The sequence below is a fragment of the Kitasatospora sp. NPDC127111 genome (genome assembly GCF_042677465.1).
In the GTDB taxonomy this organism is placed as follows: Bacteria; Actinomycetota; Actinomycetes; order Streptomycetales; family Streptomycetaceae; genus Kitasatospora.
The window spans coordinates 81282-91172 of sequence record NZ_JBHXTG010000028.1; the positions used below are offsets into that span (position 1 = coordinate 81282).

7 protein-coding genes are annotated in these 9891 nt (G+C 71.9%); 4 read left to right on the forward strand and 3 right to left on the reverse strand.

Annotation, left to right across the window (positions count from 1 at the left end):
- Positions 1-30 precede the first annotated feature (30 nt).
- Positions 31-2382 (forward strand): immune inhibitor A domain-containing protein, encoded by a 2352-nt coding sequence (locus ACFVHB_RS19085; RefSeq protein WP_380323050.1) that lies wholly within the window; start codon positions 31-33, stop codon positions 2380-2382.
- Positions 2383-2477: 95 nt separating this feature from the next.
- On the opposite strand, the gene ACFVHB_RS19090 is transcribed toward ACFVHB_RS19085, so the two are convergent.
- Positions 2478-3644: a threonine aldolase family protein gene (locus ACFVHB_RS19090; protein ID WP_380323052.1), complete on the reverse strand. Its 1167-nt coding sequence runs from the start codon at positions 3642-3644 to the stop codon at positions 2478-2480.
- Positions 3645-4012: 368 nt separating this feature from the next.
- Here ACFVHB_RS19090 and ACFVHB_RS19095 point away from each other — a divergent pair, with 368 nt between their 5' ends.
- The gene (locus tag ACFVHB_RS19095) at positions 4013-4972 is read left to right on the forward strand and encodes a M23 family metallopeptidase (protein WP_380323055.1); all 960 of its coding nucleotides are present in this window, start codon (positions 4013-4015) and stop codon (positions 4970-4972) included.
- A gap of 178 nt (positions 4973-5150) precedes the next feature.
- Here the strand turns inward: ACFVHB_RS19095 and ACFVHB_RS19100 are convergent, their stop codons facing one another.
- Positions 5151-5780, reverse strand: coding sequence for a TetR/AcrR family transcriptional regulator (locus ACFVHB_RS19100; protein ID WP_380323058.1), 630 nt, complete (start codon positions 5778-5780; stop codon positions 5151-5153).
- Between the two features lie 234 nt (positions 5781-6014).
- Between ACFVHB_RS19100 and ACFVHB_RS19105 the strand changes: the two genes are divergently transcribed.
- Positions 6015-7628, forward strand: a complete 1614-nt coding sequence (locus ACFVHB_RS19105; RefSeq protein ID WP_380323061.1) for an MDR family MFS transporter — start codon at positions 6015-6017, stop codon at positions 7626-7628.
- Positions 7629-7773: 145 nt separating this feature from the next.
- On the opposite strand, the gene ACFVHB_RS19110 is transcribed toward ACFVHB_RS19105, so the two are convergent.
- Positions 7774-8697, reverse strand: coding sequence for an A/G-specific adenine glycosylase (locus ACFVHB_RS19110; RefSeq protein ID WP_380323064.1), 924 nt, complete (start codon positions 8695-8697; stop codon positions 7774-7776).
- Positions 8698-8878: 181 nt separating this feature from the next.
- Here ACFVHB_RS19110 and ACFVHB_RS19115 point away from each other — a divergent pair, with 181 nt between their 5' ends.
- On the forward strand, positions 8879-9799 hold the full coding sequence (locus tag ACFVHB_RS19115) for a hypothetical protein (RefSeq protein WP_380323067.1): 921 nt from the start codon (positions 8879-8881) through the stop codon (positions 9797-9799).
- Positions 9800-9891: the final 92 nt, after the last annotated feature.

Sequence of the window (9891 nt, forward strand, 5' to 3'; positions counted from 1 at the left end):
CGGTTTGGGGAGGACGTCACAACGTTGAAGATGACCAGGAAAGCCGCTGCGGCCGTCTCGGCCGCGGCGGTCATAGCCGCGCTCGGCGCGGGGCTGCTCCCGGGGACGGCCGTCGCCGCCCCGGTCGCCCCGACCCCGCAGGACCCGGCCGAGGCCGTTCAGGTCAGCACTGATCACAACCTGCCGGGCCCGCTGACCGAGAAGGTCGAGGCCGAGCAGAAGGCCGCCACCGAGCAGCTGCTCGCCGGCACCGCGAAGATCGAGGAGCACGGCGGCAGCACCAGCATCAAGCTGGGCAAGGACAAGTACGTCGAGCTGGCCCGTGAGCGCACGGACAAGATCTTCACCATCCTGGTCGACTTCAGCGACCAGGTGGACACCACCACGAAGACGCCGGACGGCAAGGTCAAGTACGGCGGCACCCCCGGTCCGGTGCACAACTCGATCGAGCAGCCGGACCCGGCCAGCAACAACTCCACGCTCTGGCAGGCTGACTTCAACCAGCAGCACTTCCAGGACATGTACTTCAGCAAGACCCAGGACTCGCTGAAGACGTTCTACGAGAAGCAGTCCTCGGGCCGCTACTCGGTCGACGGCCAGGTCACCGACTGGGTGAAGGTGCCGTGGAACGAGGCCCGTTACGGCTCGGACTACTGCGGCCAGCACGTCTGCGCCAACGCGCAGGACCTGATCCGCGACGGCATCAACGCCTGGGTCGCCGACCAGAAGGCCAAGGGCCAGACGGACGCTCAGATCAAGGCCACCATCGCGCAGTACGACCAGTGGGACCGGTACGACTACGACCACGACGGCAACTTCAACGAGCCCGACGGTTACATCGACCACTTCCAGATCGTGCACGCGGGTGAGGACCAGTCGGCCGGCGGCGGCAAGCAGGGCACCGACGCGCTCTGGGCCCACCGCTCGTACGTCTACGGCACCCAGCGCGGCTCCACCGGCCCGGCGGGCAACCTGCTCGGCGGCACCCCGGTCGGCGACACCGGCATCTGGATCGGCGACTACACCATGCAGCCCGAGAACGGCGGCCTCGGTGTCTTCGCCCACGAGTACGGCCACGACCTCGGTCTGCCGGACCTGTACGACACCTCGGGCAGCGGGATCGACAACTCGGTCGGCTTCTGGTCGCTGATGTCCTCCGGCTCCTGGCTCGGCGAGGGCAAGAACTCGATCGGTGACAAGCCGAACGACCTCGACGTCTGGAGCAAGCTCCAGCTCGGCTGGCTGAAGTTCGACAAGGCCAAGGCCGGCACCGAGTCGACCCACCACATCGGCCCGGTCGAGTTCAACACCAAGCTGCCGCAGGCGCTGGTCGTCGACCTGCCGAAGAAGACCGTCACCACCGAGATCAACACCCCGTACGCGGGTGCCAACGAGTGGTGGAGCGGCAGCGCGGACGACCTGGACGTCTCGCTGACCCGTGACGTCGACCTGACCGGCAAGACCTCGGCCTCGCTCAAGGCGAAGGCCTGGTACGACCTGGAGCAGGACTTCGACTACGCCTACGGCGAGGTCTCCACCGACGGCGGCGCCAACTGGACCGCTCTGGAGGGCACCTTCAACGGCACCGCCCTCCCGCACAACGCCGCCGAGAAGGCGTCGCTGAGCGGCAACTCGGGCGGCAAGTGGGGCGACCTGGTCTTCCCGCTGGACGCCTACGCCGGCAAGGCCGTCAAGGTCCGCTTCCACAACACCACCGACGGCGGCCTGCACCTCAAGGGCCTCGCCCTCGACGACATCTCCGTCGTCGTCGACGGTGCCACCGTCTTCACCGACGGTGCCGAGAACGGTGACAACGGCTGGGCCGCCAAGGGCTTCTCCCGCATCGCGGGCAAGTTCTCCAAGGACTACGCCCAGTACTACCTCGCCGAGAACCGCCAGTACATCTCGTTCGACCGGACCCTCCAGACCGGTCCGTACAACTTCGGTTTCGGTGCCGCCAAGCCGAACTGGGTGGAGCACTACCCCTACCAGGCCGGTCTGCTGATCTGGCTGTGGGACACCTCCCAGACCGACAACAACGTCACCAACCACCCGGGCCAGGGTCTGATCCTCCCGATCGACGCGCACCCGACCCCGATGAAGTGGGCCGACGGCTCCCTGATGCGCCCGCGCATCCAGGGCTACGACTCGACCTTCGGCTCGCGCCGCGTGGAGGGTCTGACCCTGCACAAGGCCGGCGTCGAGACGGTCATCCCGAAGGCCAAGGGCATCGACGAGTTCTCCGACCTGAAGTCCTACTGGTCGAAGGACAACCCGTACAGCAGCGTCATCGTCCCGAAGACGGGCACCAGCATCGAGGTCGAGAACGAGTCCTCGAACTACCTGGAGACCTGGATCCGGGTCCGCCCGGTCGACAACTGATCGAACCGAGCAGTGACGATCAGCCTCTGACCAAGCGGCACTGATTCATCCGTCCGGCCCGTCCCCGCACCCGCGGGGGCGGGCCGGACGTCCGTTCAGAACGGTTTCCGCGGCAGCAGGGCCAGGAAGCCGTCCACCGCCTCGGCGACGTCCTTCTCGGTCCACTCCAGCGCGTCCGCCGCCACCGTGAGCTCGGTCATCGACAGGCCCGGCGGGCCCTGCGCCCGCCAGGAGCCGAACAGCGCCGTCCCCGTCTCCTCGGCCAGCCGCAGCCCCGCCGCGTCCAACTCCTCGACGGTGTAGGGCAGCCAGAGCTGGAACTGGTGGGTGTGCGGCGGGGCCGGGTGCACCAGCGCCCCCGGGACGGTCGCGAACGCCTCGGCCAGCGCCGACGCCACCGTCCTGGCGTGCGTCACGTACTCGGTCAGCCGCGGCAGTTCACGGTCCAGCCCGGCCAGCGCGGCGAGCGCGGCCGGCCACTGCTGGAAGAGCTGCCCGCCGTAGCGGTGCCGCCAGGCCTTCGCGGTCCGGACGAAGCGGCCCTCCCCCGCCAGCGCGGCACCGCTGATCCCGCCGAGCGTCTTGTAGAAGGAGACGTACACCGAGTCGGCCAGGCCGGCGATCTCCGGCAGCGGCCGGCCGAGGTGGACGACGGACTCCCAGATCCTGGCCCCGTCCAGGTGCAGGGCCGCGCCGTGCTCCCGCACGACGCCGGCCGCCTCGGCCAGCTCCGGCCAGGTGGGCAGGACGAAGCCGGCCTCGCGCAGCGGGAGTTCCAGGACGAGGGCCGCGTACGGCTCGTCGAACGCGCGCAGCTCGGCCGCCGTGGGCAGCCGCGGCGCGTCCGTGGGCCAGACGCTGCGCAGCCCGCTCAGCACGGTCAGCGCGTGCCGCTCGTGCTGCTCGGTGTGGGCGAGCGGGTGCGTCGCGACCGTGCGCAGGCCGGCGGCCTCGGCGTGGATCCGCAGCGCGACCTGCTGGGCCATGGTGCCGGTCGGGAAGAAGGCCGCGTCCTCGGTGCCGAGCAGCCCGGCGACCTTCCGCTCCAGGGCGCGGACCACGCCGTCGCCGTACATGTCCGGCCGCCGGTCCAGGTCGTACGCGCTCTCGGCGTCCGCGGCCAGGGCGGCGAGCTGTTCGCGCAGGCTCCGCGGCCGGGTGCCGGAGAGCAGCCGTTCGCAGCCGCGCCGGGCGGCGAAGCGGCGCTCCTGGAGGCCCGGACCGTGGCCGCCTTCGGTGGATTCGCTCCAGTTGGGATACATGCGTCGATGGTCCCGCAGCGGGGGCCTCCGGACGGCGCCGACCGTGCGCACCCCGCCTTCGTGCCTCGAACACCTCCCAAAGCCCGGTGCCTGGTGGTACTGGTCACAGGGCCCCACGGTGGTACGAGCGGCGGTAGTAGGACGGCCGGCCGGGACCGCGAGCGGCGGTGGCCCTGGACGGACGATCGGATCACATGATCGTTACTCCGTCAGCTTGAATCTCCGGCGCCACGGTGACTACACGCCGTAGTACGTCACACCGTTTGGGAGTCCGCTCGGTGACGGTTACACCTGAGTGGTCCACCGCTCAACACGCCCGAAGGGGCTCGTTGCGCTGCCCCCGTACGTCCGTGAGGTTGAGCTTCCCGATGTCCCACGTCCCGCCCATGGGGCCGGCCCTCCGCCGCCTCGCCGCCCGCGCGGCGACCCAGGCGGCGGCCTGGCAGCCCCGGCTCGGCCACGCCGTCCGCACCCACGCCGCGCCGCTGCGGGCGCTCACCGCGCCCCGGCACGGCCTCTCCGGCGACCCGCTCCGGGCCGACCGGCACCGCACCGTCACCGCGGTCGGCGCCAGTGCGGTGATACTGTCCGGCGCCCTGCTGGTGGCGGCTCCCGGCAGCGCCTCGGCGCAGACGGTCATACCCACCACCCCGGGCAGTTCGGCGTTCACCGCCCCGAAGGGCGCGGCACCGGCCGCGACCCTGGTCCAGGTGGCGGGCCCGAGCGCGTACAAGCTGCCGCACGAGCAGGACTCGGCCCAGGACTACGTGGCGGTCGCCGCCAACCTGCTGGCCCCCGAGCCGCCCGCCGCCGCGCCGGCCCCGTCCGCGGACCAGGCGCAGCCCGCCGAGCCGGCCCCCGCGCCCGCTCCGGCCCCCGAACCGGCCCCCGAACCGGAGCCGGCCCCCGCCCCGGCGCCCGAGTGGTCCGCCCCGGTGCCGGGCGCGCCCACCAGCAACCCGTACGGGGTGGCCAACCCCGAGTACGCGGCCGGGTACCACACGGGCGTGGACTTCGCGGTCGCCCCGGGCACCCCGCTGCTCGCGGTCGGCAACGCCACCGTGGTGTCGGCCGGCTGGGACGGCGCCTACGGCAAGGAGGTCGTGCTGCGGCTCGCCGACGGCCGGTACGCGCAGTACGCGCACATGTCGAGGATCTCGGTGCACGCGGGCGACCGGGTGTCGGCCGCCGAGCAGATCGGCGCGTCGGGGAACACCGGCAACTCGACCGGCCCGCACCTGCACTTCGAGATCCGCTCCAGCAACCACTACGGCGCGGTGATCAACCCGATCGCGTACCTCTCCGGGCACGGGGTCACCGGGTTCTGAGTCCGGGTCGTTCTGAGCCCGCGTCGTTCTGAGCCAGGTTTCCGCCGGGTTCTGAGTCCGGGTCGTCCTGAGCGCGGGTTCTGAGTCCGGGTCGTTCTGGGTCCGAGTCGCAAGCGCGGGAGGGCGGCCGGGTCGTCCTCCGGGTGCTCCGGCCGTTCCGGCGCGGCTCCCGGGCCGCTCAGACGCTCGGGGTCCGGTGGTCGATCAGCGAGCCGATCTCCAGCGCCACCACCTGCGCCGCCGCCACCGCCTCCTCCGGGCTGCCGGCCATCGCCACCCCGCCCGGGACGTACCCGGGCGCCGCGCAGTCGTCGGCGTCCTGCTTCACGATGAACATCGCCAGGTTGATGGTGAACAGCGACATCGTGGCGCGCAGCCGGTCCTCGAAGCTCGCGTCCGGGCCGTGCACCAGCCGGATCATCGCGATCATCCGCTGCCGGAACTCCAGCCCGGCCGGCGAGTCGCGCAGCGCGGGCTGGTTCTCGTGGAAGAACCGCAGCAGCGGTACCCGCTCCGACATGCCCGCGGCGAACCGGCGGATCAGCTCGTCCCGCAGCTCCGGCGTCCACGGCTGCTCGCGGCCCCACGCGATGGTGTCGTCGATCGGCGCGGCCATGCTGTCCACGATGCCGTGGACGATGTCGTCCTTGGTCTTGAAGTGGTAGTAGAGCGCGGCCTTGGTGACGCCCAGCCGGTCGGCGATCTCCCGCAGCGAGGTCCGTTCGTAGCCCTGCTCGGCGAAGAGCTCCAGCGCGACCGCGATGATGCGGGCCCGGGTGTCGCTGCGGGGGCTGTGCGGAGTACCCATGGCCTGCCTCGTGACTACGTCGGTTCTGACTGCTGCTGCTCGTTCGCCGGTCGCCCGTCGACGTCCGCCCCCGGGCTCATTCTCCCTGTCCGGGCCGTCGGCAAGGAAACTGGCTTGACGACCGGCTAGGGGACAACTTACCGTGCCGACGGTCCATATAACTAGCCGGGCGACAAGTAAGTGAGCCGTCGAGGGTCCGAGGCGTCGTCCGATCCTGTCCGGGAGACACCACCCATGTCACAACCGAAGGCCGACACCCCGGCACCGGAGAAGAAGACCGTCGAGGAGGAGCCGCCGCGCTCCCCCCGCGAGATCCGCCTGGTCATGATCGGCCTGGTGGTCACCATGCTGCTGGCCATGCTCGACAACCTGATCGTCGGCACCGCGATGCCGACCATCGTCGGTGAGCTCGGCGGCGCCGAGCACCTCTCCTGGGTGGTCACCGCCTACACGCTGGCCACCGCCGCCTCCACCCCGATCTGGGGCAAGCTCGGCGACCTCTACGGCCGCAAGGGCACCTTCCTCACCTCGATCGTGATCTTCCTGGCCGGCTCGGCGCTCTCCGGCCTGTCGCAGAACATGAACGAGCTGATCGGCTTCCGCGCCCTCCAGGGCCTGGGCGCCGGCGGTCTGATGGTCGGCGTGATGTCGATCATGGGCGCGCTGGTCCCGCCGCGCGACCGCGGCAAGTACCAGGGCATGTTCGCCGCGGTGATGGCGCTCGCCACCATCGGCGGCCCGCTGGTCGGCGGCTTCCTCACCGACCACCTGAGCTGGCGCTGGACCTTCTACATCAACCTGCCGCTCGGCGTCGTCGCGCTCGCCGTCGTCATCGTCACCCTGAAGCTGCCGAAGGTCCACAACAAGGCCCGGATCGACTACCTCGGCGCGCTCCTGCTCACCACCGGCATCACCGCGCTCACCCTGATCACCACCTGGGGCGGGCAGGAGTACGCCTGGGGCTCCAAGCAGATCCTGGGCCTGGCCGCGCTGGCCGCCGCCACCCTGATCGCCTTCTGCTACGTCGAGCAGCGGGTGCAGGAGCCGATGCTCCCGCTCGACCTGTTCAAGAACCTGAACTTCACCCTGGTCTCGCTGATCGGCTTCATCGTCGGCTTCGTGATGTTCGGCTCGACCGTCTTCCTGCCGCTCTACCAGCAGACCGTCCAGGGCGCCTCGGCCACCAACTCCGGCCTGCTGCTGATGCCGATGATGTTCGGCATGCTGGTCATCTCGCTGGTGGTCGGCCAGGCGGTGACCAAGACCGGCAAGTACCGGATCTACCCGATCATCGGCACGATCGTGATGACCGCCGGCATGGTGCTGCTCTCCACCATGGGGACCGAGACCAGCGGCTTCACCTCGGCCTGCTGGATGGTCGTGCTCGGCGCGGGCATGGGCTTCCTGATGCAGATCACCATGCTGGTCGCGCAGAACAGCGTCGAGCTGAAGGACATGGGCGTGGCCAGCTCCACCGCCACCCTGTTCCGCACCATCGGCGGCTCCTTCGGCGTCGCGCTGTTCGGCGCGCTGTTCAACAACCGGGTCACCGAGACCATGAAGGAGCGGCTCGGCGAGGCGGCCGCGAACGGCGGCGGCAAGGGCGACCCGAGCCAGCTGAGCCCGGCCGCGCTCAAGGCGCTGCCCGCCCCGGTCCAGGACGCCTACCACCACGCGGTGGCCAACGGCATGCACACCGTCTTCCTCTGGGGCGCGGCCGTCGCGGTGATCGCCGTCGCCGCCGCGGTCTTCATGCGCGAGGTCCCGCTGCGCGGCACCGGCATGCCGGCCAAGGGCCCCGAGGACGGCAAGGGCGCCGAGCCCTCCGTCGAGCCCGTCGCGATCTGACGTCCGGCCTCCGGAGATCCCCCTCTCGAACGGGAGGGGGATCTCTCATTTGCCCGGGATCACTGCCTTCCCCGGGATCACCGCATCCCCGGGATCACTGCTCTCCGGGATCACTGCTCTCCGCGGAACCAGCGCTTTCCCGGAATCACTGCGGGAGCCGGTAGACGCCCGGGCCGACCGGCTCGACCAGGCCGTCCGCGACCAGTCCGTCCAGCGCCCGCGCCCGCTGCACCGCGTCCGGCCAGACCGCGTCCAGCCGGGCCTGCTCGACCGTGCCGTGCTCGGCCCGCAGCACCGCCAGCAACTTCCCGCGGACCTGCCGGTCCGTCCCCTCGTACGACTGGCCGCGCCGGGCCGGGCCCTCGTACGGCGGGCAGCCGGCCCGCTGCCAGGCGCAGTCGGCGAACAGCGGGCAGCCGCCGCACCCCGGACCGCGCGCCGTGCAGACCAGCGCGCCCAGCTCCATCACGGCGACCGCCCAGGTCGCCGCCGTCTCCCGGTCGTCGGGCAGCAGCGCGGTCGCGGTCCGCCGCTCGGCCGCCGTGGTGGCCTGCGCGGGGTACTCCACGCCCGTCACCGCGCGGGCGAACACCCGGCGGACGTTGGTGTCCAGCACCACGTGGCGCTGGCGGAAGGCGAACGAGGCCACCGCGGCCGCCGTGTACTCGCCCACCCCGGGCAGCGAGAGCAGGGTCGCGTGGTCGTCCGGGACGTCGCCGCCGTGTTCCTCGGTGATCGCCACCGCGGCCGCGTGCAGCCGCAGCGCCCGCCGCGGGTACCCGAGCCGGCCCCACATCCGGACCGCCTCGCCGGGTGCCTCGGCGGCCAGGTCGGCCGGGGTCGGCCAGCGCTCCATCCAGGCGCTCCAGGCGGGCAGCACCCGCTTCACCGGGGTCTGCTGGAGCATGAACTCGCTCACCATCACCGCCCAGGGCGAGGCCTCGGGGGTCCGCCAGGGCAGCTCGCGCGCGTTGGCCTCGTACCAGCCGAGGACGGTCGAGTGCAGCACCGGCAGCGGCAGCCGGGCGGTGTCGGGACTGGGGGCGGGGGTGACGGTGATGGCAGCCATGGCCCTTCGATCCTCCCACGCCCGCCGGCCGGACCGAAGCGGAGCACGCGGTTCCGGTCGTCGCCGGAAAACCCCTGATCGCCCTCGCTCGAACGGCGCAAATGGCGGATCATGTGAAGGAAGGGGCGACTGTGCGGTGTTGGTGAGTCAGGAGGCACACACTGTCTCGTAGAGTTTGGGCGTGCCCTCTCTCCGTCAACCCGTGGGACCGCTGCCCGCCTCGATCTACTGGCGACGGCGCCTCGTCGTGCTCGTCGCCGTCGCCGCGGTCGTCGCCCTGATCGTCTGGCTGATGTCCGATCAGGGCGGTGGTGACGGCGGATCAGGCGGCAAGGCCGCCCAGGCCGTTCCGTCCCAGTCCCAGACCCCCGCCCAGGCGATCACGCCCGGCGCCTCCCCGAGCGGCCCCGCCAACAACTCGCGCCCCGGTGGCAGCGGGAGCGGCGGCGCCAACCCCGGCGGCGGCGCGGTCTCCGGCTCCGGCGGCGGCGACGTCAGCCTCAGCACCGGCGGTACGGGCGGTGCGCCCAACCCGGCCCCCGCCACCGGCGGTGCGGCCGCCGGCGGTTCGGCGGCGGGCGGTTCGGCGGGCGGCGCGGCCGCGGGCGGAACGGGCGGAACGGGCGGCGGCGCGGCCGCCGGCGGCACCGGCGGAGGAGCCCCCGCGGTGAACACCCCCGAGGTCATGGCACTGCCCGTCTGCGCCTCCTCGCAGGTGACCCTGGAGCTGGCCAGCGCCCAGAACTCCTACCAGCCCAAGGACAAGCCCAAGCTGGCGCTGACCGTCCACAACTCGGCCGGCGCCAACTGCCGGGTCGACCTGGGCCGGACCGCCTCCGCCATCACCGTGACGGCCAGCAACGGCGACCGGATCTGGTCCTCCGGCGACTGCCCCTCCGACCGGGGCAACAGCTGGGTGCAGATCCCGGCCAACGGCGGCCTGACCGAGACCTTCACCTGGGACCGCAGCCGCAGCAAGCAGCAGTGCGCCACCGCCGACCCGGCGCCCGCGCCGGCCGGCACCTACCTGGTGGTCGCCGACCTCACCGGCCTCTCCGGGGGCCAGGTCTCGGCCCGCTCCTCGATCCGCCTGGAGAGCTGACCGCCGCTCAGCAGCACCTCCGGAGCCCCGGCCGCGCGCCGGGGCTCCGGCGTTTCCGCCGGCCGCCCGGGCGACCCCGGGCCCCCGCGTAC